This window comes from Streptomyces lomondensis (genome assembly GCF_014651035.1).
GTDB lineage: Bacteria > Actinomycetota > Actinomycetes > Streptomycetales > Streptomycetaceae > Streptomyces > Streptomyces lomondensis.
In genome coordinates this window covers 71,088-95,716 of the sequence record NZ_BMWC01000003.1, presented here as the reverse complement: position 1 = coordinate 95,716, position 24,629 = coordinate 71,088, and the positions used below count along the sequence as shown (strand labels likewise).

The window sequence follows — 24,629 nt, the reverse complement described above, 5'->3', positions numbered from 1 at the left end:
CGTCACCCCGCTCCGGTGTCCGTGCCACCCGCCGCGGTGCCCGCCGGCTCGGTCGGGCCGGGTTCGACGAAGCTGTACGGCGGCAGCGGGCCGTTGACCCGCACCTCCAGATGCGGCAGGTCCTTGCGGGCCTGCTCGACGGCGGCCAGGAAGTTCTCGGCCGCCTCCCGGTCCACCAGGAACGACACGTTGGCCAGCCAGCCGGTGGACTCGGGGCCCACGCTCACGGCCTGGGCGACGGGTTCCAGGATGTCCTGGAGAGCGGCGGCGTCGTCGGCCTCCCTGGCCTTGACCGCTGCCGCGACCATCTCGCCGAGCCGGATCTTGTCGTCGTAACTGCCGCCGCCCGCCTGCCGGTTGGCCTCCGCGAGCCCCCGGATCTCCGGGTTCTCGGCCATCACCTGGTGCAGCACGGCCTCTTCGACGTGGTTGGCCTTGACGTTGTACTCGACCCGGCCGTCCAGGGTCCGCAGGCGCTCCTTGTAGTGCTCGGCGCGCTCGGCGAGCACCCCGGTCACCGCGTTGTCGTCCGGGGCGACGCTGCCGAACCGCATCGGCAGCACGCAGCCCGCCGCGCCCGCCTCGCTGAGCACGTTCTGGTGGGCGAGCAGGTCCTTGCGCTTGGGCCGCAGCCCCTCGGGGGCGTCGCTGACGACGGCCGCCAGATCGCCCTCCCGCAGGATGCGCACCGGGCGGGGCGGGTCACCGACGCCGCCCATACCCTCGGGGAGCCCGGGGTGTGAGCTCGCCGCGATGCCATAGACGTAGGTGCTCACTCCTGCTCCTCCTTCCGGCGGGCCGTCGTGCTCTTGCGGGCCCTCGGACGGGACTCGGTCTCACGCTCGGAGCCTTCGCCGCGCGCCTGCTTGAAGGCGTCGGAGATGGTCTCGGCGGCGCCGGACAGCGCCCCCTTGGACTTGCCGTGGGCGCCGGACTCGGTGATCTCCCCGACCAGGTCGGGCAGGCCCGGGGCCTTGCGCGGCCCGGCCTCCAGATCGAGCCGGTTGCACGCCTCGGCGAAGCGCAGATAGGTGTCGACGCTGGCGACGACGACGCGGACGTCGATCTTGAGGATCTCGATGCCGACCAGGGAGACTCGCACGAATGCGTCGATGACGAGCCCCCTGTCCAAAACAAGTTCAAGCACGTCGTAGAGGCCGCTGCTGCCGCCTCCGCCGCCGGTCTGCTGTGCCGGTACTACAGTCATGCCGGCTGTTCCTCCTCGTCTGTGGGTGTGGGTCCGGTCGGGCGGGCCTAGCGGCCGCCCGACCTGCGCGCGTCGGCCCGCCCGCGCTCATAGCGGCGGACGCGCCGGTATCCGGTGAGCTGCCCCTGGGAGTCGAGCTCCACCTGGTAGCTCGCCATCAGGCTCATCGTGTCGGGCACGCGCTCGAGTTCGAGCACCTCGACCTCCAGCGACCAGCCCTCCTCCGTCTGCTCGAAGGACGACACGGATTCGGGGTCCATGCCGGTGAGTTCCGCGAGCTGACCGCGCGCCTGGCGCAGTACCTCCATCGGGCTCGGCCGGTTGTCGGCCGTCTGGTTGTCGTTCGAAGTGCCGGAATTCTGTGAGTCCTGAGACTTCTGTGAACTCTGCGACTCTTGGGTGTTTTTTGTGTTCGACATGGCCACCTCCCCCTCCGTGTGGCCGCAAGCGTGTTCGCCAAACCTCTCCCGAGCCATGCATCTGCCGCCGCCCGGCGGAAGGCGCGGGTGCCTCAGCCGCGCAGGGCGTTCAGCCGCCGCCGGGCCGGTCCCAGCGCCCGGCCCCGGTTCAGCAGGCCTGACCAGGGGTTGGTGCGGGCCTGCTCGACGGCGTCGGCGATGGTCCAGCGGCGGGCGTGCAGCTCCGGGTCGTCCAGCTGCTCCCAGGTGATGGGGGTCGCCACGGGCGCGCCCGGCCGGGGCCGGACGGTGAAGGGCGCGACGGCGGTCTGGGCGTAGGCGTTGCGCTGGATGTCGAGGTAGAGCCGGTCGCCGCGGTCCTTCTTGCGGGCGGCGGTGGTGAGCCGGTCGGGGTGGGCGTCGGCGAGGGTGTCGGCGGCGTCCCGGGCGAAGGCGCGCACCTCGTCGAAGTCGTGCCGGCCGTTCAGCGGGACGACGGCGTGCAGGCCGCGCGATCCGGTGGTCATCAGCGCCGAGGGCAGCTCCAGCTCGTCGAGCAGCTCTCCCAGCAGCCGGGCGGCCGCGCGTACGGCCTCGAAGTCGTCGCCTGCCGGGTCGAGGTCGAAGACCAGCCGGTCGGGGTGGTCGACGCTGTCGGCGCGGGACAGCCAGCGGTGCAGGGTGATGCTCGCCTGGTCGGCCAGGTAGAGGAGGGTGGCGGTGTCGTCGCAGACGGCGTGGCGGACCGTGCCGCCCTCCTTGGCCACTTCGACGCGGGTGATCCACTCCGGGTAGTGGTCCGGGGTGTTCTTCTGCATGAACGTGGGCCCGTCGAGGCCGTCCGGGTGCCGCTCCAGCATCAGCGGGCGGCCGCGCAGGTGGGGCAGCATGAAGGGGGCGACGGCCCGGTGGTAGTCCACCAGGTCGCCCTTGGTGTACTCCTTGGCGTCGCCGCCGCCGGGGAAGAGCACCTTGTCCGGCCGGTGCACCTGCACCGTGCGGCGGCCCGCCCGCACCCTGCGCGTGCCGTCGGCGCCGCTCACCGCACGACCGCCTCCTCCACCAGCAGCTGTCCGGCCGCCGCGATGGACTCCGCGTCGATGCCCGAGGCGTGCAGCTGCTCCGCCGGGGACGCCGAGCCCGGCATCGACCGTACGGCGAGCCGCACCAGGCGCGGTACGGGGCGCCCGTCGGTGAACGCGTCCAGGACCGCGTCCCCGATACCGCCCTCCGGGTGGTGGTCCTCCACGGTCACCAGGCAGCCCGTCTCCTCGGCGGCCCGGCACAGGGTGGCCCGGTCGACGGGCTTCACGGAGTACAGGTCGATCACCCGCGCCCGGATGCCCTCCTGTTCCAGGGCGTCCGCGGCGGCCAGGGCCTCGTGCACGGTGACGCCCGCCGCGACGAAGGTCAGCCGGTCGCGGTCGGAGGAGCGCAGCACCTTGCTGCCGCCGACCGGGAAGTCCTCGTCGGGGCCGTAGATCACCGGGCTCTCACCGCGCGAGGTGCGCAGGTAGCGGATGCCCTCCAGGCCGGCCATGGCGCCGACCAGCCGCGCGGTCTGGTTGGCGTCGCACGGGTACAGCACGGTCGAGCCGTGCACCGCCCGCATCATCGCGAGGTCCTCCAGGCCCATCTGGCTGGGGCCGTCCTGGCCGATGGCGACGCCCGCGTGCGAGCCGACGAGGTTGATGCCGGAGCCGCTGACGGACGCCATCCGGATGAAGTCGTACGCGCGGGTCAGGAAGGCCGCGAACGTGGCGGCGTACGGCACCCAGCCGCGGGCCGCGAGGCCGACCGCCGAGGCGACCAGCTGCTGCTCGGCGATGTAGCACTCGAAGTAGCGGTCGGGGTGCTCCTTGGCGAAGAACTCGGCGCGGGTGGAGTCGCCGACCTCGCCGTCCAGGGCGACGATGTCGCCGCGGCCGGTGCCGAGGGCGGCGAGCGCCTGCCCGAAGGCGTTGCGGGTGGCGACCTCCTCGCCCTTGTCCCACGTCGGGAGTTCGAAGTCCCCGGTCTGGACGGAGTGCAGCATGCGGGCGGCGGGCGGCTCCTGCACCCGGACACGGAGGTCGCGCGGGCCGCCCAGCTCGGCGATCGCGTCCTCGGCCTCCGGCAGCGGCTTGCCGTGCAGGCCCTCGCGGTCCTGGACGCCCTCGACGCCCCTGCCCTTGAGGGTGCGGGCGAGGATCGCGGTGGGCTGGCCCTTGGTGGAGGCGGCCTCGCCGTAGGCGCGGTCGATGGCGTCCACGTCGTGGCCGTCGACCTCGACGGTGTGCCAGTCGAAGGCCTGGAAGCGGCGGGCGTAGGCGTCCAGGTCGTGGCCGTGCCGGGTCGGGCCGCGCTGGCCGAGCCGGTTGACGTCGACGATCACGGTGAGGTTGTCCAGGTGCTCGTACCCGGCGTGCTCGGCGGCCTCCCACACGGATCCCTCGGCCAGCTCGCTGTCGCCGCACAGCACCCAGACGCGGTAGCCGGTGCGGTCCAGGCGCTTGCCCGCCAGCGCGATGCCGACGCCGACCGGCAGGCCCTGGCCGAGCGAGCCGGTGGCCGTCTCGACCCACGGCAGGCGCTGCGGTGTGGGGTGCCCTTCGAGGCGGCTGCCCAGCTTGCGGAAGGTGAGCAGTTCCTCGTCGTCGATGGCGCCGGCCGCCTTGTACGCGGAGTACAGCAGCGGTGAGGCGTGTCCCTTGGACAGGACGAAGCGGTCGTTGCCGGGGTGGGCAGGGCGGTCGAAGTCGTAACGGAGGTGGTGGGCGAGCAGCACCGCCATCAGGTCGGCGGCGGACATCGAGGACGTCGGGTGCCCGGAGCCCGCGGCGGCGGCAGCGCGGACACTGTCCACGCGCAGCTGCTGTCCGAGGTCGGTGAGTTCACCGGTGTTCATGAGTCTCCCTTCGCGGAGTCGTCCGGGACGTCGGTTCGCTTGACGGGGCCGGGCGCGGCGCCGGGCTCCGGGGGCGGCTGGTCGGCCGGGGGCTTGTCGCCGGGGGGCTGGGGGGTGGGCTCGGGCTGGTTCTTGGCGGGTTCACCGCCGGGCTGGTTCCTGGCCGGCTCGCCACCCGGCTGTCCCCTGGCGGGCTCACCACCCGGCTGCCCCTTGGCGGGCTCGCCGCCGGGCTGGTTCCTGGCCGGCTCGCCACCCGGCTGCCTCTTGGCGGGCTCACCACCAGGCTGCCCCTTCGCTGGCTCGCCGCCGGGCTGTCCCTTCGCGGGCCCGGGCTGGTTCCTGGCAGGCTCACCACCGGGCTGCCCCTTCGTGGGCTCATCACCGGCCTGGCTCCTGGGCGCATTCGGTCGCCCCTTCGCCGTCTCGGGCTCCGAGCGCGGTTCCGCGATCCCGGAGCCGGGCGGTCGACGCACGGCCGGATCGGCGCCCGGGCGGCCCTTCGCCGTCTCGGCCTCCGAGCGCGGCTCGGCGGTCCCGGACCCGGGTCGCGTACTCGCCGTTCCGGATCCGGGCTGCCCCTTCGCGGGCTCGTCCCCGGCCCGGCCCTGGCCGGAGCCGCCGGTGCCGGTCTCCCCCTCACGTGTGTCGGCCGCGATCGCCGCCCCCGGCCCGGACCGGGCACTCACCTCCTGCCGCTGCTCCGGACCGCCCGGCACCCGGGCCAGCTCCGGCGACGACGTGTCCAGCGGCACGGACCAGGACCGTACGAGCCCCAACTGCACGGCCTGGCGCGGCAGTACGGCGTCCAGCAGCCAGTCGGCGGCGACCCGGACGCGGTTGCCGGGCATCGCGGCGAGGTGGTAGCCGCGCGTCACCACACCGGCCGGCACCCCGGCCAGGGGCACGCCCAGCGGGTTGGCGGCGGCCTTCGCACCGCCCAGGTCGACGACGAAGCCCAGGTCGCGGTGACGGTAGGGCTTCCGCGCCCCGCCGAGGCCCAGCGAGGCGGCGACGTTCTCGGCCGCGACCTTGCCGTGCCGCCAGGCGTGCTGCGCCGTCATCGGCGTATAGCTCCCCGGCTTCTCCAGATCCGGCACGGCGGCCACGTCACCGCACGCGAACAGCTCGGGCCGCCCCGGCACCTGGAGATGCGGGTCGACGAGCAGCCGCCCCTTCTCCATCGGCAACCCCAGGGACTCGACCAGCGGGTCGGGCCGTACGCCCACGCACCACACCAGCGTCCGGGTCTCGACGAACTCGCCGTCGGTCAGCACGACCCCGTCGTGCGTGGCCTCCTTCACGGAGGTCCCCATCCGCACGTCCACGCCCCGCTCCCGCAGCACCCGGTCGGCGGTGGCGGACAGCTTCTCGTCCATCTCGGGCAGCACCCGCGGCGCCACGTCCAGCAGCATCCAGCGCGGCCGCATGCCCCGCCGCAGCGGATGCCGGCGGACCTGCGCGTCGGTGAACATCTGCCCGTGCGCGGCGACCTCGGTCCCCGTGTATCCGGCGCCGACCACGACGAAGGTGCAGCGCGCTGCGCACGTCTTGGGATCGTCGGCGGCGGCCGCGAGTTCCACCTGCCGGGTCACGTGGTCGCGCAGGTACAGCGCCTCGGGCAGCCCGCGGAAGCCGTGCGCGTGCTCGGCGACGCCCGGGATGGGCAGCAGCTTGTTGACGCTGCCCGCGGCGAGCACCAGCCGGTCGTAGGCGAGCGTGCCGCCCTCGCCCTCGGGGCCGGTGTAGTGCAGCGTGCGGTCGTCGAGGTCGATCCGCTCGGCCTCGCCCAGCACCAGCCGTACGTTCGGCAGCGTGTCCGAGAGGGAGACCGTCACCCGGCGCGGCTCCAGGACCCCGGCGGCGACCTGGGGCAGCAGGGGCAGGTACAGGAAGTAGTCGGTCGGGTTCAGCAGGGTGATGTGGGCCCGTCCCCGGGTCATCCGGGACAGGGTGCGGGCCGTGCGGTACCCGGCGAAGCCGGCACCGACGATCAGGATGCGGGGTCGACTCACGGTTGGCTCGCCTCCGGCGCTGTCGCGTACCTCGGGAGCCTTCCGCGTCCCCCTGGCCAGGGCCCCCAAACGTCCGCCGGGCCCGCACGCCACCGGTTTCCGGCCCCGCGCCCGGGTACCCGGTGCGGGATACGGACCGCCGATGTCGCGGAGGCACTTCCCCATGCCCGAGTACGGTTACTTCCTCTCGTGCGAGCAGTACGGACCCGCCGAGCTGATCGAGCAGGCGCGGATGGCCGAGCAGGCCGGATTCCAGGCGCTGTGGATCTCGGACCACTACCACCCGTGGAACGACGCGCAGGGCCAGAGCCCGTTCGTGTGGTCGGTGATCGGCGCGCTGTCCGAGGCGGTGTCGCTGCCGATAGAGACGGCGGTGACCTGCCCGACCGTGCGCATGCACCCGGCGGTGGTGGCGCAGGCCGCGGCGACCAGCGCGGTGATGACGGACAACCGCTTCCGGCTCGGCGTCGGCTCCGGCGAGGCGCTCAACGAGCACATCCTGGGCGACCACTGGCCGCCGGCGCACGTCCGTCTGGACATGCTGGAGGAGGCCATCCAGGTGATGCGCCGGCTGTTCACCGGCGAGGAGGTCAACCACCACGGCCCGCACTACACGGTGGAGAACGCCCGCCTGTACACCGTCCCCGACGAGCCGATCCCGATCGACATCTCCGGCTTCGGCCCGGCGGCCACGCAGCTCGCCTCCCGCGTCGGCGACGGCTACATCACGATCCAGCCGGACGAGACGATGGTCGAGCAGTACCGCAAGGGCGGAGGCGGCGGAAAGCTCGTCAGCGGCGGCACCAAGGTCTGCTACGGCACCGACAAGGACGAGGCCGTACGGACCGTGCACCGGCTCTGGGCGAACGAGCAGCTGCCGGGCGAGCTGGGCCAGGTGCTGCCCTCCCCCAAGCACTTCGAGCAGGCGCAGCAGCTGGTCACCGAGGACATGGTGCGCGAGAACCGGGTGTGCGGCGACGACGTGGACGAGCACGTGGCGGAGTTGAAGCAGTTCGCCGACGCGGGCTTCGACCGGGTCTACGTCAACCAGATCGGCCCGGACCTGCGCGGCTTCTTCGACTTCTACCGCACGAAGGTGCTGCCCCAGCTCCAGCAGGCCGTCTGACGAGGCAGGGCCCCATGCCACTGCACCGCCCGCTCCAAGGGGTGGGCGGTGCACGGAAGGGGGTGGACGGTGCACGGACTCTCCCCGCGCACGCAGGAGGTGAAGGAACACCGCGTCGCCCAGGACCTGGTCCGATCAGCGGCGGACCAGCCTGCGCGTGGCCAGCGCCCCGGCTCCCACGGTGAGGGCCGCGCCCAGCCGGCCTCGGTTGCGGGACACCCACTGCTGCGGGCTGCCGTCCGTCGCCTCGTCGTCGAAGCGCCCGTGGGCCCCGTGGTCCTGCCCGTGCGGGCCGTCCGCCGGGACCCACAGGTTCGCCGGTCCGTCGGGCCGGCCCTCGTCCTGCTGCGCGTCGAAGTTCGTCCGCGCGAGATAGCGGTCCAGCAGCCCGGGGGCGACCGCGTTGGCGATGAGCGTGGCGGCCGTGGAGCCGCCCACCCAGTACTCCCGGCGCCGCGCGTGCGACGACGCGTGCACGATCGCCCGGGCCGCGACCTCCGGCTGGTACACGGGCGCGACGGGCCGGGCCCGCCCGGGCATCCGGTTCAGCACCCAGTCGAACTGCGGGGTGTTGACGCCCGGCAGCTGCACCATCGTCGTCCGCACCCGGCTGCGCGCGTGCAGCAGCTCGCAGCGCAGCGACTCGTTGAACCCCTGGATCGCGTGCTTGGCGCCGCAGTACGCCGACTGGAGCGGAATGCCCCGGTAGGCGAGTGCGGAGCCGACCTGCACGATCGTGCCGCGGTCGCGCGGCAGCATGTGGCGCAGGGCGGCCCGGGTGCCGAACACACAGCCGAGATACGTCACTTCCGTCACGCGGCGGAACTCGTCCGGGGCGACCTCCGTGAACGGCGCGAACACCCCGGCGAAGGCGTTGTTGACCCAGACGTCGATGCGGCCGTAGGCGTCGACGACCTGCTGGGCGGCGTCCTCCACGGCCTTGGCGTCGGAGACGTCCACCGTGACGACGAGCGCCTCGCCGCCGGCGCGCTGCACCTCGTCCGCCGCGGCGGCGAGCCCCTCACGCCCGCGAGCGAGCAGGGCGACCTTGTCGCCGCGGGCGGCGAAGGCCCGGGCCGTGGCCCGTCCGACACCGCCACTGGCCCCGGTCACCACGACCACCCGGCCACGCCGGCGCGCCGTCCCTGGCGTGCGCACCCGGCATCACGCCCTGTGGTGGGGTACGTCCGGGTCGTCCGCCGGCCGCGGCGGCACGGTGCCGGGAGCGGTCCCGGCGGGCGGGGCCGGCGGCACGGGCGGATACGGCATGCCCCCGGCAGCCGCCTGGTCCGCTCCCGCACGGCCCGGGAGCCGCGTACCGGCCGCGTGCTCGCCCGGGCGGGACGGCCGGGCCATGCCGCGCAGCACGAACGCCGCGACACCCAGGATCACCGCGGTGATCAGCGCCGCGGCCCAGTCGGGCAGGCCGAGGGCGAGGGCCAGGCCCACGGCGAGCGCGAGGGCGGCGCCCGCGTACAGGGCGAGGGCACCGGACGCGGCGTACAGCGCGGCCTTGCGGCGCTGCTTGCGGGTCTGCTCGCGCAGTTCGTCCCGTACGGTCTCGCGCGCCACCTGTGCCAGCTCGTCGACCAGGTGCTTGTCCAGATGCTCCAGGTGATCCAACGGCTTCATACCCGGCCGGGTACCCTCGGCCCCCGGCGCGTAACTAGGCTCGTCGACATGGAGATTCTCGGTGCCACACTGCGCGTCTGCGTCGACGACCTCGAGACCGCGATCCCCTTCTACGAGCGGCTGGCGGGTGGCCCCGCCCAGCGCTTCGAACGGGGCGGTGTCCAGGTGGCGGCGATCGGCTGCTTCCTGCTGATGAGCGGTCCCCCGACCGAGCTGGAGTTGCTCCGCAAGGTCGCCGCGACGATCGCCGTGACGGACGTCGAGGAGACCCACAAGGTGCTGACCGAGCTGGGCGCCCACATCATCGCGGGCCCCATCGCCTCACCGGCGGGCCGCAACCTGATCGCGCTGCACCCGGACGGGTCGGTCTACGAGTACGTGGACCGCCGCCCGTGACACGAGCCGGGGCCGGCCTCAGCGCCGCCCCGGCTCCCCCACCATCTCGGCGGTGATCGCCCAGCGCTCGTGGTCGCGCCAGGCCCCGTCGACGAAGAGCATCTTCGGCGAGAAGCCCTCCAGGCGGAACCCGCAGCTGCGGGCCAGGGCGATCGACGCGGCGTTCAGCGGCTGGACGTTGATCTCCAGCCGGTGCAGCCGCAGCGGCCCGAAGGCGTACCGCACCACGAGGTCCAGCCCTTCGCGCATCAGCCCGCGCCCGGCGGCGTGCGCGAAGGCGCCGTAGCCCAGCGCCCCGGACTGGAAGCCGCCCTCGACGATGTTGTTGATGTTGATGAACCCGGCGATGGCCCCGTCGGTCTTCTCGCAGACCAGGAAGCCGGCCTTGGAGGGGTCCTCGATCAGCCGGCCCGCGTACGCCGTGTAGGCGGGGGCGGTGTGGGGCGGGAAGAGCCACGGGTGGTGCAGGTCCTTGCTCTCCCGGGCGCGGGCGGTGAACTCGGCGCCGTCCTCGTAGGTGAAGTGGCGTATGCCCACCCGGGGGCCTTCCGCGAGGTAGCGGGATGCGTTGTGCGGCACCCCGCCACAGTAACCGCGCGGCCGTGCCTCTTCAGGATCCGGCGACCGGCAGCCGGAGCACGCCGGTGTTCCGCGGCCCGCTGATCACGGTCACCGGCTTGATCCCCCGGTTGCCGAAGTAGGCGTCGTCGCTCGCCGCGATCATGAACCGCAGCCGGTGCCCCGTCTGGTACCGGTGCACGATGCCGGGCAGGGTGACGGTGAAGCTCTTGGTCACGTCCGGCACGCGGACCGGCGCGACCAGGCGGCGCACCAGCGTGCGGGTGCCGTCGGGGGCGACGTCGTAGAGCTTGGCGAAGAGGACGAGCTTGTCGGCCGCGTCGCCGGAGTTCTGGGTGCGCTCGGCCTTCGGGGAGTGCACCCGGAGCGTGACCCGGGGGGCGCCCACGACGTCGAGGGGGCGTTCCAGCGGTGCGCCGGTCCAGTCGAGGTAGGTGCCCTTGGTGTCGCGCGGCGGCGTGTCCGGCACGCCGAGGAGGCCGGCCAGCGAGCTCTCGGAATGGCTGGTGGGGAACGGCCAGTTGGTGTAACCGCGGCTGCCGCGGACGACCTTGTCGCGGTGGTCGACGAGTGTGCCGTCGCCGGAGAGGTACAGCGTGCGGCTGAGGGCGGGGAGGCGGTCGGCGGTGGCGTAGGTGCGGTCCGGGTCGGTGATCCAGTCGCGGTGGTAGGCGAAGGCCGGCCCGGTGTCGACGTGGGTCTGCTTGCGCAGGTGGCGGTCGAACCAGGCGAGGACGCGCCGGCCCACGTAGCTGGTTTCCAGGTTGCCCTTCGACAGGTCGAGTTCGCCGGAGGCCGCTCCGGGGCCGCCGCTGTGGCCCCAGGACTGCCAGATCATCTTCACCGGGGTGCCCTGGGACCTGAGGGTCCGGTAGGTCGCGGTCGCCTCGTTGAGGTTGAAGAGGGTGTCGGCCTGCCCCTGGACCAGCAGGGTGGGTGTCTCGACGCGGTGCAGGTACGACGCCGGGGAGACGCGGTGCGCGAAGGCGAGCAGCTCGGCGGTCCGGTCGGCGGGGTAGCGCCCGGAGTTGAGGGTGTGGACGGTCCGGCAGGCCTCGGTGACGAAGTGCAGGCAGCCGAGGGAGTTGATCCGGGACGGGTCGAGGCTGGGCTGGAGCAGCGGCTGGCCCTCGCCGATGAGGTAGAAGCCGTTGGTCCACTGCCATTTGAAGACGCCGGGGACGCCGGTGCCGCCGACGGCGTTGTTGGGGTCGAGCGAGTACGCCAGGTCGTTCCAGGTGATCATCGGGACGAGCGCGTCGAGGCGGTGGTCGACGGCGGCCGTGGCCAGCTGGACGGCGCCGCCGTAGGAGCCGCCGATCATGCCGACGCGTGGGTCGCCGGGCGCGTCGAGGGTGACGAAGTCGGCGGTGGTGCCGTCGTCGGCGGCGCGTTTGCCGCCCAGGAAGTCGACCAGCTGGGAGGCGGCGGCGCCGTCGATGTCCGGGTCGTCGAGGGAGATGAGGCAGCCGCTGCGGCCGAAGCCAAGTCCGGAGTAGACGAGGGAGACGTAGCCGCGCTGGGCGAAGGCCTTGCCGATGGTGTCCGTCGAGCCGTCCGACTTGCTGCCGCCGAAGCCGTTCGTGCCGAGCACGGCGGGCGCCGGGTGGTCGCGGTCCACGCCCGTGGGGCGGTACAGGTCGGCGTCGACCGTGCAGGCCCGCCCGCCCGCCTGGACGGTGAACTTCAGCGGGGTGACGGAGTAGGAGCCGGCCGCGGTCGCGGGCGGGGTGAGGGCGAGCGGGGCGGCCAGGACGGCGCCCAGAGCGAGAGCGAGGGGTGCGCGGAATCTGGGCGCGCGTCGGGACACACGGACCTCCACGGTGAGGGCAACCCGGAATACCGACCAGTAGGTACCGGCCGGTAGTCATGGTGTGACACGTGTCAGGGGGCGTCAACCACCGAAACGAGGGTTTCTTGACAGGATTTCAGCAGGGGGGCTCAGCTCAGGGCCGGCGCGTCCAGCGTCAACGTGCCCACCTCGGCGTCCAGTTCGGCCCGGACGCCCAGGGGCATCGTCAACGCGCCCTCGCCGTGCCCGAACCCGAACTCCTCCACGACCGGGACGCCGAGCCCGCCGAGCCGGTCGGCGAGGACCGCGCGCACCTCCTCGTACGGTCCGCACCTCGCCCACGACCCGAGCGCGATCCCGGCGACCCCGTCCAGCCAGCCGGTGCGCAGGAGTTGGGTCAAGTAGCGGTCCAGTCGGTACGGGCTCTCGCCGACGTCCTCCATCAGCAGCAGCCCACCCCGGGCCCCTGGGCGGGCGTGCGGGGTGCCGAGGTCGCTCGCGAGCAGGCTCAGGCAGCCGCCCAGCGTGACGCCCCGTGCCCGGCCGGGCACGAGTGCGGCACCGCCCGGCGGCACGGCGGTGATGGTCCGCACGGACTCCGGCTCGAAGAGCGTGGCCCGCAGATGGTCCTGGGCGCGGGCGTTCTTGAGGAAGTCGACACCGGCGGCCGCCGGTCCGTACAGGGTGACCAGGCCGAGGCGGGTGGCGAACGCCTGGTGCAGGACGGTGATGTCGCTGAACCCGGCGAGCACCTTCGGGCCCGCCGCCCGCATCGCCGTCCAGTCGAGCAGGTCGACCGTGCGCTGGGCCCCGTACCCGCCCCGGGCGCACAGCACCGCGGCGACGGACGGGTCGCACCAGGCGTCCTGGAGGTCGGCGGCCCGCTGCGCGTCGGTGCCGGCCAGGTAGCCCAACTCGCCGTGCCGGCCGAGCACATGGGGGGCGGCCACGGGGTCGAGATCCCAGCCGCGCAGGAGGTCGAGCCCGGCCTGGAGCCGCTCCTCGGGCACGGGCCCGCTGGGCGCCACGACGGCGACGCGCGCACCTGGGGCGAGCCGGGGCGGCCGGACGAGCGGGGTCACTTGCGGGGTCACTTGGTGAGCTCCAGGGTGGGGACGCCCAGCGGGTTCAGGCGGAACACCTGGGCGTACAGGGAGAGTTCGGCCTCCAGGGCGCGCACCATGGTCTCGGCCCTGCGGAAGCCGTGTCCCTCCCCCTCGAAGGCCAGGTAGGCGTGCGGCACCTTCCGGCCCTCCAGCCGGGCGAGGAACCGCTCGCACTGGACGGGCGGGCAGATCACGTCGTCCAGGCCCTGGAGCAGCAGGAACGGCACGCGGAGGCGGTCGGCGTGGGTGGCGGGCGAGCGCTCCGCGTACCGCGCGGGCACCTCGGCGAGCGGCCCGATCAGGCTCTCCACGTACTGCGACTCGAAGTCGTGGGTCTCCCCCGTGCCCCAGCCGCTGAGGTCCAGGATGGGGTACTTGATGGTGCCGCAGGCGTAGACGTCGGTCGTGGTGAGCGAGGCCGCGGCGGTCCAGCCGCCCGCGCTGCCGCCCCGGACGGCGAGCCGGTCGCGGTCGGCGGTGCCCTCGTCGGCGAGGGCGAGGGCGACGGCGGCACAGTCCTCGACGTCGACCACCCCCCACTGCTCGCGCAGCCGGTCGCGGTAGGCGCGGCCGTATCCGGTGGAGCCGCCGTAGTCGACCTCGGCGACGCCGATGCCGCGCGAGGTGAAGTAGGCGATCTCCAGGTCGAGCACGAGCGGCGCACGGCCGGTGGGCCCGCCGTGGGCCCAGACGACGTACGGCGGCAGTTCGTCGCCGGGCGCGACGCAGCCGGGGTGGTGCGGCGGGTAGATGTGGGCGTGGATGTCGCGTCCGTCCGGGCCGGTGAAGGTGCGGATCTGCGGCTCGGGGTAGTAGGCGGGGTCCACGGCGTCGTCGTGCTCGGCGCCGATGACGCGGGCGTGGCCGGTGCGCGTGTCCAGTTCCACGACCTCGTAGGCGCTGCGCGGGCTGGCCCCGACGGCGACGACCCGTTCGCCGTGGGCCGCGAGGGTGGGCGCGAACTCGGTCCAGGGCCCGGCCGCGTCGACGACCTCGCTGGTCTCGGGGTCGAGGACGCCGAGGGCGGTGGCGCCCCGGCCGTGCACGACGGCGACGAGACCGCTCGCCAGGGGCGTGAACCATCTCGACCCCAGCTTCCACAGCGCGTCGGCGAACTCCTCCTCGCGCGGGCACAGCGGCTCCCCGTCGAGGTAGAGGTTCCACCAGCCGGTGCGGTCGCTCGCGTGCAGCAGGCGGTTGTCGTGGGTCCAGTCGGCCTGGGCGATCGCCTCGCCGGGTCCGCCGGCCACGGTCCGGGCACCGCGCAGGGTGCCGTCGGGGCCGATGTCGGCGAGGACCAGTTCGGTGCCGTCCCAGGGCATGCGGGGATGGTCCCAGGCGAGCCAGGCCGCCCGCCGCCCGTCGGGCGAGAGCTTCGGGCCGGTGACGAACCGGTGCCGGTCGTCGGTGAGTTCCCGCACGGCGCCCCGGTCCTGGGCGGCGGAGCCGTCCAGCGGAACGGCGGCCAGGACGCGGCGCACGTCGGTGGGCCCGTCGCCGGTGAACTCCTCCAGCACGCACCACACCTCGCCCCGCTCCGGCCGGAGCAGCGGCTCCGCCCAGCGCAGGCCCCCGCCCACCGGGGACACGGGCGTGAGCGGGCGCGGCTCGCCGCCCGGTTCGCAGCGGTAGAGCCGCTGGTCGGCGAAGTTCACGAACACCACCAGCGGGCCGTCCTCGCCCGGCAGGGCCGCCCAGGGGTGTCCGCCGTACTCGATGACCCGGCTGCGCACGTTCCACGGCGCGGGCAGCAGGGACTCCTCCCGGCCGTCGGTGTGCCGCCGCACCAGGGTGCGCCGGCCGCCCTCGGCGGGGCGCGGCTCGGTCCACCACACCTCGACGCCGACGAAGTCCACGTACTCCGGGTGCCCGTCGTGCGCGGCGGCCAGGGCCGCGTCGATGGGCGAGGGCCACGCCCCGTACGCCAGCGTCCGCACTGTCTCCCCCACTCGTTCAGGCGGTCCGCAGGAACCGGTCGAGCACCTGCACCCCGAAGTGCAGTGCCTCGACCGGGACCCGCTCGTCGACCCCGTGGTACATGGCGCCGTAGTCGTAGCCCTCCGGCAGCTTCAGCGGTGTGAAGCCGTAGCCGGTGATGCCGAGGCGGGAGAACTGCTTGGCGTCCGTGCCGCCGGACATGCAGAACGGCACGACGTGCCCCTCCGGCGCGAACTCCTCGACGGCGGCCCGCATCCGGGCGAAGGTCGGCGAGTCCACCGGCGCCTGGAGGGCCACCTCGCGGTGGTGGAACTCCCACTCCACGTCCGGCCCGGTGAGCCGGTCGAGGGTGCTGCGGAACTCGTCCTCGGCGCCGGGCAGGTACCGCCCGTCCACGTGTGCCACGGCCTCCCCGGGAATCACGTTGACCTTGTAACCGGCGTCCAGCATGGTCGGGTTGGCGCTGTTGCGGATGGTCGGCTCGACGAGCTGCGCGGCCGGGCCGAGCTTGTCCAGCAGGGCGTCCACGTCGGTCAGGTCGGTCTCGATGCCGTACACCGCGGCGAGTTCGGTGAGGGCGGCGCGCACGGTCGGGGTCAGCCGCAGCGGCCACTCGTGCGCGCCGATCCGGGCGATGGCCCCCGCGAGGCGCGTCACCGCGTTGTCCCGGTTCACCTTGGAGCCGTGCCCGGCGCGTCCGCGCGCGGTGAGCTTCAGCCAGGCGGTGCCGCGTTCGCCGGCCGCGATCGGGTAGATCTGCCGCCCGGCCCCGTCGTGGAACGTGAAACCTCCCGACTCGCTGACGCCCTCGGTGCAGCCCTCGAACAGCCCGGCGTGCTCGTCGGCGAGGAATCCGGAGCCGTCCTCGGCGCTGGCCTCCTCGTCGGCGGTGAACGCGATGACGACGTCCCGCCGGGGCCGCACGCCCTGGCGCGCCCAGGAGCGCACCACGGCCAGGATCATCGCGTCCATGTCCTTCATGTCGACGGCGCCGCGCCCCCAGACGATCCCGTCGCGGACCTCCCCGGAGAACGAGTGCACGCTCCAGTCGGCGGCCTCGGCGGGTACGACGTCCAGATGGCCGTGGAGCAGCAGCGCGCCGGCCGTGGGGTCGGTGCCCTCGACGCGGGCGACGACGTTGGTGCGGCCCGGGGTGCGTTCCAGGAGCGTCGGTTCGAGGCCGGCCTCGGCGAGCCGCGCGGCGGCGTACTCGGCGGCGGGCCGCTCCCGGCAGTCGCCCCCGCCCCGGTTGGTGGTGTCGATCCGGATCAGGTCGGACGTGAACGTCACGACCTCGTCCAGCGCCTGCCCGTCCGCCTGCTCAGCCATACTGCTCCTCCACCGCGGCCGAGACGATCGTGGTGACCGCCTTGAAGGCGCGGATGCCCTCGTACATGGTCTCGCTCGTGTAGGCCACCTTCCGCTCCCCGATCCGGTCCACACCCGGCACGACGGTGGCGGCCATCGCCAGGTGCTCCGCGTCGAACTCCACGGCGACGGTGAACGGACCGCCGCGCACGGGTTCGTGACGCACCGCCAGCGACGCGGCCTCCTTGGCCGCCGCCCGGATGTCGGCCGCGGTGCGGGCGGGCGTGCGGCACACGGCCGCATAGCGCGACACGTGGTCCTTGACGGCGACCTTCAGCGCCTCGGGCGCGTATCCGAGCGCGTCCTCGCAGGCCACGTCGTCCCCGGTGACCAGCACGACCGGCACCCCGAACTCGGCGACGACGTGCGCGTTGAGCAGGCCCTCGCTGGCCCGTACGTCGTTCAGCCAGACGCCCGTGACGGAGTTGGCGAGGTAGGTGTGGGCGAGGACGCCCTCCATGCCGGCGCCCGCGTGGTAGCCGACGAACGCGATGCCGTCGACGTCGCCGTGCTGCACGCCCTCCACCATGGACAGGGCCTTGTGCCGGCCGGTGAGCATCTGGGCCCGTTCGTCCAGCTGTTCCAGCAGCAGGTTGCGCATCGTCGAGTGCGCCTCGTTGATGAGGACCTCGTCGGCGCCGCCGTCGTAGAAGCCGAGCACGGCGGCGTTGACGTCGGAGGTGAACAGCGAGCGGCAGCGCTCCCACTGCGACGCGCCGGGCATCACGTCGTCCGGCCAGGTGACCCCCGTGGCGCCCTCCATGTCGGCGCTGATGAGGATTCTCATGACGAGCCGTCCAGGGTGCAGATCTTCATGGTTCGTCACGTTACGCGCTGCGGGCGGAACCGGCTACGAGGCGGTCACCACCGTATCGGCAGTTCGGTGATGAACGCGGTGAGCCGGTCGGCGAGGAGCCGGTGGTCGCGGGCCGAGTAGTGCCAGTGGCAGCCGGTGTGGTCCAGGCCGGTGGCGTCGAGGTGCCAGTAGCGGACCCGGCGGTCGCCTGCGCCGGTGCGGTCCTGGACGACCTGCTCGACGTGTCCTGAGAACGGGCCGGTGCCGACGGCCAGAAGGGTGGTCCCGGCTCCGTAGCGGGTCCGCAGCTTCTGCAGGAAGCCGCTGTAGGCGCCGCGGTAGGCGGCGGCGAGGCTCTCGTCGGTCCACGGCTCCCCGGGGTTGACGGGCGTCGAGAAGTCGTTGGTGCCGAGGTACACCACGACGAGCTGCGGGCGCCAGGTGCCCGGGTTCTGCCAGACGTCGCCCGGCACGTTCAGCAGCGCGCGGTCGTAGAAGGTGCGGTAGGTCACCTCCGGGTTGCCTCCGTTGTAGTTGCGCACCATGCCCAGGCCCGAGTAGGCGTTGAGCTGGTAGTCGGCCTTCAGCCGCCGCGCGGTGAGGGCGCCGTAGCTCATGTCGGCGTTGGTGGTGCGCTTGAGCTGCTCGCCGTCGCAGTCGCGGGAGGCCGAGAGGTTGCCGTAGCCCGCGGTGAGGGAGTCGCCGACGAACTCGATCTGGCGGCTCCGCGCGGCCGGCCGGGTCAGTACGGCGCCGCCCGGCGCGGCGACGAAGCCGCCGAACGCGCTGGTGCTCCAGGGGGTGTCATTGCGCTTGACGAGCCGGACGGTGTGCACGCCGTCGCGCAGGCCGGTGACCCAGTGGGTGGTCCGGCCCGGCGTGACGAGGGTCGCGACGGTGGCTCCGTCGACCTGGACGTCGTAGTCGGCGGCGGGGTCGTCGAGCACGATGCCGACGCCGGTGCCCCGGATCCGGCCCTCGAAGTAGACGCCGGGCCAGCTGTACTGGAGCACGTCTCCGGCGTCCTTGACCCGCCCGGCGGTGTGGACGCTCGCCGCCACCCCGTCCTTGTCCGGCGCGGCGGCCGTGGCGACCGCGGACGGGCCGGCCAGCACCATCGCCGCCGTCGACGCGACCAGCATCCGTAACCAGGGCATCGGCATGACTGTCCTCCGGGGGACGAGGCAGGTGCACGGACCGGGAAAGGTGACCGTACACCGACAAAACAACCCTCGCCAGGCCGCGTCCGCGCTCAGCTCCGCAGCCGGTCGAACCGGAAGGGCAGGAGCGCCGCGGACCGCCGCCCGGTGGCGACGTACTCGGCGAGCCGGTGCCCGGTGACCGGGCCGAGGGTGACGCCGAGCATGCCGTGGCCGGTGGCCGCGAAGGCGTTGTCGTGCCCGGGGACGCGGTCGGACCGGCTGGGCGGCGGCCCGGACCATTGACCGGCCGCGTCAGCCCGTGCGCCCCGCCACCAGCCAGCGGGAGGGTAGCTCGATGCGGGTGCCGTCGGGGCGGTACTCCGTGGTGCTCAGGGGCAGTTCGCCGCTCGCGAGGACGGTGAGACCGGCCGAGCGCAGATACTCGGGCACGGCCTCGTCCGACACCTCGCCGGGTGCGAGGCCGTGCCGGAACACGGGCGCGAGCTTGGGCGGCGGACCGGCCGGGCCGCTCGCCAGGCCCATCAGCACCGGCTTGGCGGCCCCCGACAGCTCCACGAGGAGGGCGCGGCCGCGGTCGCCGACCAGCGTGGCGATGCCGTCCACGAGCGCCTGCCGGTCGTCCGGCTCGCACTGGTGCAGGACGCCCCGCACATAGACGTTGGTGTCGCCGAGCTCCGCGTGCAGGGCCTGGACCTCGCTCTTCTCGGCGGCGTCCAGCTGCCGGTACGTCGCCTGCCCCGCCGGGTCGGCCCGCCGGGCGTGGTCGAGGGCCGCGGCGGACAGATCGGCGCCCAGGACCCGCCCGAAGCGGTCGGCGAGGTAACGGGTCTGGGTGCCATTGCCGCAGCCGAGGTCCACCAACGGCAGCGCGGGATCGGCCAGATGCGGTTCGAACAGGGCGAGGTGCGGACCGGCGGTCAGGGCCGGTTCCGCGTCCCAGATCACCGCCCCGGGTTCGTCGGACGCCTCACGCCAGAACCCCTCCCAGGCCTCCCGGTACCGCCTCGTCACGCTCATGTCCGACTCCCCAGGGTGCGAACGGATCCCGCCATGAGTGACGGGCGAGTACGGTGTACCGCGCCTCGGCCGCGGCCACAAGAACGCGGCGCGTTCCTTCGCCTCGCGTGCGGCGCGCTGGTGTTCAGCGGCGCGGCAGGGTCAGTTCGAACCACACCGTCTTGCCGGCCTTGGTCCGGCTGCTGCCCCACTCGCGGGACAGGGTGCTGACGACGCGCAGGCCGCGTCCGGCGTCGTCGAGCGGGCCCGCGTCGAGCAGGATCGGCAGCTCGTGGTCGTCGTCGTCCACCTCGCACAGCAGGGTGTCGCCGCGGACCAGACGCAGGGCGACGGGGCGGCTGTGGGAGTGCCGTACGGCGTTGGTGACGAGTTCGCTGACCATGGCTTCGGCGGGCGCGGCCAGCTTCGCCAGGCCCCAGTCGTGCAGTTGCTCGCGGACCACCGCGCGGGCCCGGCCCACCTCGGCCGGGTCGAGGGCGAGCCGCCATTCGGCGACGTCGTCGGGCTCCATGCCGTTGAGCCGGGCCATCAGCAGGGCCACGTCGTCCTTGCGCCCGCCCCCTGTGTTGAGGGCGCGGATGATGGTGTCGCAGGCCTCGTCCATGGACGCGGCCGGGTGAGCGGCCGACGCGCAGAGGGTCGCGAGGCCCACGCCGATGTCCTCGCCGCGCACCTCCACCAGCCCGTCGGTGCACATCACCAGCCGGTCGCCGGGCCGCACGCGCACGCGGACCGCCTCGAAGGGCACGCCGCCGACGCCGATGGGCGCGCCCGTGGGCAGGTCCAGCAGTTCGCTGCGGCCGTCGTCGGCACGGACCAGGACGGGCGGGATGTGCCCGGCGTTGGCGAGGTGCAGTTCGCTCGCGATCGGGTCGTAGACGGCGTAGAGGCAGGTCGCGAGGTAGGTGTCGCCGAGGCGCTGGGCGAGGTCGTCGAGGTTGCGCAGCAGCTGGGCGGGGGGCAGGTCGAGTCCGGCCATGGTCTGCACGGCCGTCCGCAGCTGGCCCATCATGGCGGCCGAGTTCAGGCCGTGGCCCATGACGTCGCCGACGACGAGCGCCGTGCGCCCGCCGTGCAGCTTCACCGCGTCGAACCAGTCGCCGCCGACCCGTCCGAGCAGCGTGCCGGGGAGATAGCGGGTGGCGATGTCGCAGCCCGCCATGCGGGGCGGGATGTGCGGCAGCATGCTGTCCTGGAGCGTCTCGGCGACGTTCTCCTGGAAGGTGTACATGCGCGCGTTGTCGAGCACGAGGCCCGCGCGGGCGGCGAGTTCGGCGCCGGTGACGCGGTCCATGTCGTTGAAGACGGGCCGCTCCGGGTGCCGCAGCAGGATCATGAACCCGAGGACGACGTTGCGTGCCTTCAGGGGGACGACCAGCATGGAGCGGCCGGTGATGAGCGGCCGGATGTCGCGCTTGTCGAACTGCGCCGCGATGGCGTGCCCCATCTCCTCGCTGACGCGCGGCACGAGGACGGGCTCGCCGCTGGTCATGCACTGGAAGAACGGCGTGTGCGCCGGGAACGGCATGGCCTCGCCGACGGGGACGACGTCGTCCCAGCGGCCGGGTTCGTCGGTGTGCTCGACGGCGACCCGGTGCCACAGGGTGGTGGTGTCGGGCACGCCCTCGGGGAACCCCTCCCCGGCGACGACCTGTTCGCGCAGGTAGGTGCCCGCGACGTCGGTGAAGCGGGGTACGACGGCCCTGCTGACCTCGAGGATCGTGCGGGACAGGTCGAGGGAGGTGCCGATGCGGCCGCTGACCTCGTTGAGGAACTCCAGGCGCTCGCGGACGGCGGCGTACTCCAGGTCCTCGCCCTCGTCGCGCAGTTCCTCGGGGACGGGCTCCCCGGCGGCCAGGGCCCGCGCGGCCCGTTCGCGGCGCGCCCGGCGCTCGGCGCGCCGGGCGACTCCCCAGTCGGGGGTGACGGGCACCCGCTCGTTCTGGCTGAACTCCAGGACCGGGTAGCCCAGTTCGAGGACCTGCGCGACGATGCGGGCGCTCTCGCCGACGCTCATGCTGGGCAGGATCTCGGGGAGCCGGCGGGCGAGGTCCTCCGAGCCGGGGAAGTCGGTGTGCAGCGCGAAGCCGGGCGCGATCCGTTCGAACGCCACGTCCGCCGCGCGCAGTCGGTCGGCGTCGGCGGCCAGCACGAGCAGCCGCTCGGGCCCGGGTCCGACCAGCGGGTAGGCCCACCACAGGACGTCGACCCGCTCGCGTCCGGGCGCGGTGAGCCGGGCGCGGCCCGCGGCCGGGTAGGAGAGCCCTTGGTCGAGGGACGATTCGAGGTCGGGCCCGAGGCCCTCACCGGCGGCGTACGGGAGGGTGTCCCGCTCCTCGGGCAGGGCTCCGGAGACGGGGAGCAGGTCGAGGGCCGCGCGGCCGATCGCCGCTTCCTTGGCGACGCCGAACAGGCGCCGCGCGCCCCGGCTCCAGTGGGACACGAGGCCTTGGCGGTCGACGACGACCACGGCCAGGGGGACGCGGCCGGTGGGTTCCGTCACCGTGCCGTCTCCGGCCACGGGGCTGGGGGTGGTGTCCGTCTCGGTGCCACGGTCCATGGCCCAGGCCCTCTCTCCCCACGGATCCGCAAGATCTGTGCCGGCGGCACCACGGTACGGCTCCCGCCGGTGGTGAGGTGGGGCAACGCGGGAATTGCCCGCGCGGGGTGCGCACCGGCGTACGACCCCGCGCGCCGGTGCGGTTCAGTCCTCGTGCCCCAGCTGGAGGTCGCGCTCGGTGCGTCCGCCTCCGGCCACCTGGAGGACGGTGGCGACGGGCGGGTAACCGGCGGCGATGACGGTGTACTCGCCGGAGGACAGGTCGACGAAGCGGAAGGTGCCGTCGGGGCCGGTGGTGAGGGTGTCGACGACGTTGCCCGCCACGTCCAGCAGCGTCACGCGCGCGTCCTCCACCGGCCGTCCCCCGCCCGCGCGGACGGTGCCGCGCAGCACGGCGCCGCCGGCCAGCTCGATGTCCCGGCGGGTCTCGCGGGCGGCCTGGACCGTGACGGGGAGCGCGGCCGGGCGGAAGGCGGGCGCGCTGGCGGCGAGGGTGTACTCACCGGCCACCAGCTCGGTGATGACGTAGCCGCCCTCGCGGCCGCTGCGGGTGGTGGCCACGACCTCGCCGTGCACGTTGGTGAGGGTGACGGTGGCGTCCCGTACGGGCGTGCCGTCGGCGGTGACCACGCTGCCGACGAGGTTGCCCGCGCCACCGAGGACGATGTCGAGTTCGACGGGGCGCTCGCCGACGGTCACGGAGACCGCCTGCGGCTGGTGTCCGCCGGCCGCGGCGATCAGCACGTACGACCCCGGGCCCGGGGTGGCCAGCGCGTAGCGCCCGTCCTCGCCGCTCGCGCCGCGCCCGGTCTGCTGCCCGGTGACGTCGATGAGCGTGAGCGCGGCGCGGGGCACGACGGTGCCGTCGTGGTGCTGGACCGAACCGCAGACGGGGACGCCGCCGGCGTACGCGGCGCGTGCCTGCGGGATGGGGGCGGTCCCCGGCGCCGTGTCCGGGTCGGTTACGGGGGCGTTGTGGGACACCAGGGGTTTCTCCTTGAGGAAGAAGGCGATGACCAGTCCGAGGACGAGCACCGGCACCAGGTAGAGGAAGATCCGCGGCATGGCGTCGGCGTACGCCCGGATGTAGCCGTCGCGCAACGCCGGGGGCAGGGAGTGCACGAGCTGCGGGGTGATCGACTCGGGGTCGGGCAGCCGGGTCCCCGCGCGCGGGGGGAGGCGGTCGGCCAGGGCGTCGGCGAGCCGGTCGGCGAAGAGGGTGCCGAAGACGGCGGCTCCGACGCTGCCGCCGATCTGCCGGAAGTAGTTGTTGGCGCTGGTGGCGGTGGAGAGGTCGGCGGGGCGTACGGAGTTCTGCACGGCGAGGATCAGCACCGGCATCACCATGCCGATACCGGCGCCGAGGACGGCCATCCAGATGCTGTAGTGCAGCCGGGGCGTGCCGGCCTCCAGGCGCGACAGCAGCCACATGCCGGCGACGGACAGGGCGCCGCCGAGGATCGGGTAGGCCTTGTAGCGGCCGGTGTGGCTGATGAGCTGCGCGGCGATGACCGAGGCGCCGACGATCCCGGCCATCATCGGCAGCATGAGCAGGCCCGACTCGGTGGCGGAGGCCCCGTCGACCATCTGGAGGTAGGTCGGCAGGTAGCTGGCGGCACTGAACAGCCCGACGCCGGTCACCACGCCGACGAGGCCGGTGACGTTGAAGACGGAGTCCCGGAACAGCCGCAGCGGGATGAGGGGTTCGGCGGCGAAGCGCTCGGCGACGAGGAAGAGGACGGTCGCGGCGGCCGCTCCGGCGCCGAGGCCGAGGATCACGCGCGAGTCCCAGGCGTACTCGGTGCCGCCCCAGCTGGTCAGCAGCACCAGGCAGGTGGAGGCGGCGGTCAGCAGCAGCGCGCCGAGGAGGTCCAGCCGGGCCTTGGCGGCCGGTTTCGGGAGCTTCAGCGCGACGGCGACGACGGCGAGCGTGACCAGCCCGAAGGGCACGTTGACGTAGAAGCACCAGCGCCAGGACAGGTGGTCGGTGAAGTAGCCGCCGACCAGGGGTCCGGCCACGGAGGCGAGTCCGAAGGCGGCGCCGATCAGGCCCATGTAGCGGCCGCGCCGCCGGGCGGGCACGATGTCCGCGATGATCGCCTGGACGCCGATCATGAGGCCGCCCGCGCCGACGCCCTGGAGGGCGCGGAAGGCGATCAGCTGGTCCATGGTCTGCGCCCGGCCGGCGAGCGCGGAGCCGGCGACGAAGACGACGATGGCGAACTGGAAGACGCCCTTGCGGCCGAGGAGATCGCCGAGCTTGCCGTAGATCGGCAGCCCGACGGTGGCGGTGAGCAGGTACGCCGTGATCGCCCAGGACATCCGGTCCAGGCCGTGCAGTTCACCGACGATCTTCGGGAGCGCGGTGGCGACGATCATCTGCTCCAGGGCGGCCAGGAGCAGCGCGAGCATGAGCGCGAGGAAGACCAACCGCACCCGGCGCGGGCTCAGTTCGGCGGCCGGGGGCGGTGGTGCTGCGGGGGTGCCGGGCGGTGCCACCGCCGGTTCGTCCTGCGCCAGAGTGATCCCGCCCACCTACCGCTCCCCTCGTCGCGCCGCCGCACAATTCCCGCGTAAAAGCGACAACTATGAGCAAGCGCGACGAGTTACGGCATACGGCAGAGCCACCAGAAGATCACCCGAAACGGT

General features: G+C 73.5%; 20 protein-coding genes. 2 read left to right on the top strand and 18 right to left on the bottom strand.

Translation table 11 applies throughout. From position 1 onward, the window contains the following. Window positions 1-2: 2 nt before the first annotated feature. The 6 genes from IE255_RS11960 to IE255_RS11935 all read right to left on the bottom strand — a co-directional run bounded on the left by IE255_RS11960 (window position 3) and on the right by IE255_RS11935 (window position 6,507). Entirely contained in the window at window positions 3-776 is a 774-nt protein-coding gene (locus IE255_RS11960) for a GvpL/GvpF family gas vesicle protein (RefSeq protein ID WP_190050190.1), read from the bottom strand. Then, the gene (locus tag IE255_RS11955; RefSeq protein ID WP_190050189.1) at window positions 773-1,207 is read right to left on the bottom strand and encodes a gas vesicle structural protein GvpA; all 435 of its coding nucleotides are present in this window, start codon (window positions 1,205-1,207) and stop codon (window positions 773-775) included. Before IE255_RS11955 ends, IE255_RS11960 begins: the two co-directional genes overlap by 4 nt. Window positions 1,208-1,254: 47 nt before the next feature. Continuing rightward, window positions 1,255-1,626: a gas vesicle protein GvpO gene (locus tag IE255_RS11950; RefSeq protein WP_190050188.1), complete on the bottom strand. Its 372-nt coding sequence runs from the start codon at window positions 1,624-1,626 to the stop codon at window positions 1,255-1,257. A 92-nt stretch (window positions 1,627-1,718) separates the two neighbouring features. Further along, window positions 1,719-2,648, bottom strand: a complete 930-nt coding sequence (ligD, locus tag IE255_RS11945; protein ID WP_190050187.1) for a non-homologous end-joining DNA ligase — start codon at window positions 2,646-2,648, stop codon at window positions 1,719-1,721. Continuing rightward, window positions 2,645-4,492, bottom strand: a complete 1,848-nt coding sequence (locus tag IE255_RS11940) for a transketolase (protein WP_190050186.1) — start codon at window positions 4,490-4,492, stop codon at window positions 2,645-2,647. Before IE255_RS11940 ends, ligD begins: the two co-directional genes overlap by 4 nt. Beyond that, on the bottom strand, window positions 4,489-6,507 hold the full coding sequence (locus IE255_RS11935) for an NAD(P)/FAD-dependent oxidoreductase (protein ID WP_190050185.1): 2,019 nt from the start codon (window positions 6,505-6,507) through the stop codon (window positions 4,489-4,491). Before IE255_RS11935 ends, IE255_RS11940 begins: the two co-directional genes overlap by 4 nt. A gap of 163 nt (window positions 6,508-6,670) precedes the next feature. Here IE255_RS11935 and IE255_RS11930 point away from each other — a divergent pair, with 163 nt between their 5' ends. Beyond that, entirely contained in the window at window positions 6,671-7,633 is a 963-nt protein-coding gene (locus IE255_RS11930; RefSeq protein WP_190050184.1) for an LLM class F420-dependent oxidoreductase, read from the top strand. A 135-nt stretch (window positions 7,634-7,768) separates the two neighbouring features. Here the strand turns inward: IE255_RS11930 and IE255_RS11925 are convergent, their stop codons facing one another. Both IE255_RS11925 and IE255_RS11920 read right to left on the bottom strand, forming a co-directional pair. After that, entirely contained in the window at window positions 7,769-8,791 is a 1,023-nt protein-coding gene (locus IE255_RS11925) for an SDR family oxidoreductase (RefSeq protein ID WP_190050183.1), read from the bottom strand. A 6-nt stretch (window positions 8,792-8,797) separates the two neighbouring features. Next, window positions 8,798-9,265, bottom strand: a complete 468-nt coding sequence (locus IE255_RS11920; protein WP_190050182.1) for a phage holin family protein — start codon at window positions 9,263-9,265, stop codon at window positions 8,798-8,800. A 48-nt stretch (window positions 9,266-9,313) separates the two neighbouring features. Between IE255_RS11920 and IE255_RS11915 the strand changes: the two genes are divergently transcribed. Then, on the top strand, window positions 9,314-9,661 hold the full coding sequence (locus IE255_RS11915; RefSeq protein WP_031118227.1) for a VOC family protein: 348 nt from the start codon (window positions 9,314-9,316) through the stop codon (window positions 9,659-9,661). Window positions 9,662-9,679: 18 nt separating this feature from the next. Here the strand turns inward: IE255_RS11915 and IE255_RS11910 are convergent, their stop codons facing one another. The 10 genes from IE255_RS11910 to IE255_RS11860 form a co-directional block, all read right to left on the bottom strand. After that, window positions 9,680-10,240, bottom strand: coding sequence for a GNAT family N-acetyltransferase (locus IE255_RS11910; protein WP_190050181.1), 561 nt, complete (start codon window positions 10,238-10,240; stop codon window positions 9,680-9,682). Window positions 10,241-10,271: 31 nt separating this feature from the next. After that, window positions 10,272-12,050 carry a CocE/NonD family hydrolase gene (locus IE255_RS11905; RefSeq protein WP_190050180.1) on the bottom strand — a complete coding sequence of 593 codons (1,779 nt, stop codon included), beginning with the start codon at window positions 12,048-12,050 and terminating at the stop codon, window positions 10,272-10,274. A gap of 131 nt (window positions 12,051-12,181) precedes the next feature. Beyond that, window positions 12,182-13,114, bottom strand: a complete 933-nt coding sequence (locus tag IE255_RS11900) for a S66 peptidase family protein (protein ID WP_190050740.1) — start codon at window positions 13,112-13,114, stop codon at window positions 12,182-12,184. A gap of 8 nt (window positions 13,115-13,122) precedes the next feature. Further along, window positions 13,123-15,087: a S9 family peptidase gene (locus tag IE255_RS11895; RefSeq protein ID WP_190050179.1), complete on the bottom strand. Its 1,965-nt coding sequence runs from the start codon at window positions 15,085-15,087 to the stop codon at window positions 13,123-13,125. Between the two features lie 4 nt (window positions 15,088-15,091). Continuing rightward, window positions 15,092-16,405 carry a M20/M25/M40 family metallo-hydrolase gene (locus tag IE255_RS11890; protein ID WP_190050178.1) on the bottom strand — a complete coding sequence of 438 codons (1,314 nt, stop codon included), beginning with the start codon at window positions 16,403-16,405 and terminating at the stop codon, window positions 15,092-15,094. After that, window positions 16,398-17,231, bottom strand: a complete 834-nt coding sequence (locus tag IE255_RS11885) for a M55 family metallopeptidase (protein WP_190050177.1) — start codon at window positions 17,229-17,231, stop codon at window positions 16,398-16,400. The genes IE255_RS11890 and IE255_RS11885 overlap by 8 nt, the downstream gene beginning before the upstream one ends. 74 nt (window positions 17,232-17,305) lie before the next feature. Continuing rightward, a complete protein-coding gene (locus IE255_RS11880; protein WP_229906376.1) occupies window positions 17,306-18,397 on the bottom strand; it encodes an SGNH/GDSL hydrolase family protein in 1,092 nt (363 codons plus the stop codon). Window positions 18,398-18,694: 297 nt separating this feature from the next. Continuing rightward, the gene (locus tag IE255_RS11870; RefSeq protein WP_190050176.1) at window positions 18,695-19,420 is read right to left on the bottom strand and encodes a class I SAM-dependent methyltransferase; all 726 of its coding nucleotides are present in this window, start codon (window positions 19,418-19,420) and stop codon (window positions 18,695-18,697) included. 124 nt (window positions 19,421-19,544) lie between these two features. Further along, a complete protein-coding gene (locus tag IE255_RS11865; protein ID WP_190050175.1) occupies window positions 19,545-21,980 on the bottom strand; it encodes an ATP-binding SpoIIE family protein phosphatase in 2,436 nt (811 codons plus the stop codon). 144 nt (window positions 21,981-22,124) lie between these two features. Continuing rightward, on the bottom strand, window positions 22,125-24,515 hold the full coding sequence (locus tag IE255_RS11860) for an MFS transporter (RefSeq protein ID WP_190050174.1): 2,391 nt from the start codon (window positions 24,513-24,515) through the stop codon (window positions 22,125-22,127). Window positions 24,516-24,629: the final 114 nt, after the last annotated feature.

Excerpts from the sequence above, each read along its gene's own strand:
- IE255_RS11885 (WP_190050177.1), bottom strand. The coding sequence starts at position 17,231 with ATGAGAATCCTCATCAGCGCCGACATGGAGGGCGCCACGGGGGTCACC.
- IE255_RS11915 (WP_031118227.1), top strand. The coding sequence starts at position 9,314 with ATGGAGATTCTCGGTGCCACACTGCGCGTCTGCGTCGACGACCTCGAG.
- IE255_RS11940 (WP_190050186.1), bottom strand. The coding sequence starts at position 4,492 with ATGAACACCGGTGAACTCACCGACCTCGGACAGCAGCTGCGCGTGGAC.
- IE255_RS11955 (WP_190050189.1), bottom strand. The coding sequence starts at position 1,207 with ATGACTGTAGTACCGGCACAGCAGACCGGCGGCGGAGGCGGCAGCAGC.
- IE255_RS11890 (WP_190050178.1), bottom strand. The coding sequence starts at position 16,405 with ATGGCTGAGCAGGCGGACGGGCAGGCGCTGGACGAGGTCGTGACGTTC.
- IE255_RS11870 (WP_190050176.1), bottom strand. The coding sequence starts at position 19,420 with ATGAGCGTGACGAGGCGGTACCGGGAGGCCTGGGAGGGGTTCTGGCGT.
- IE255_RS11950 (WP_190050188.1), bottom strand. The coding sequence starts at position 1,626 with ATGTCGAACACAAAAAACACCCAAGAGTCGCAGAGTTCACAGAAGTCT.
- IE255_RS11920 (WP_190050182.1), bottom strand. The coding sequence starts at position 9,265 with ATGAAGCCGTTGGATCACCTGGAGCATCTGGACAAGCACCTGGTCGAC.
- IE255_RS11880 (WP_229906376.1), bottom strand. The coding sequence starts at position 18,397 with ATGCCCTGGTTACGGATGCTGGTCGCGTCGACGGCGGCGATGGTGCTG.
- IE255_RS11930 (WP_190050184.1), top strand. The coding sequence starts at position 6,671 with ATGCCCGAGTACGGTTACTTCCTCTCGTGCGAGCAGTACGGACCCGCC.
- IE255_RS11865 (WP_190050175.1), bottom strand. The coding sequence starts at position 21,980 with ATGGACCGTGGCACCGAGACGGACACCACCCCCAGCCCCGTGGCCGGA.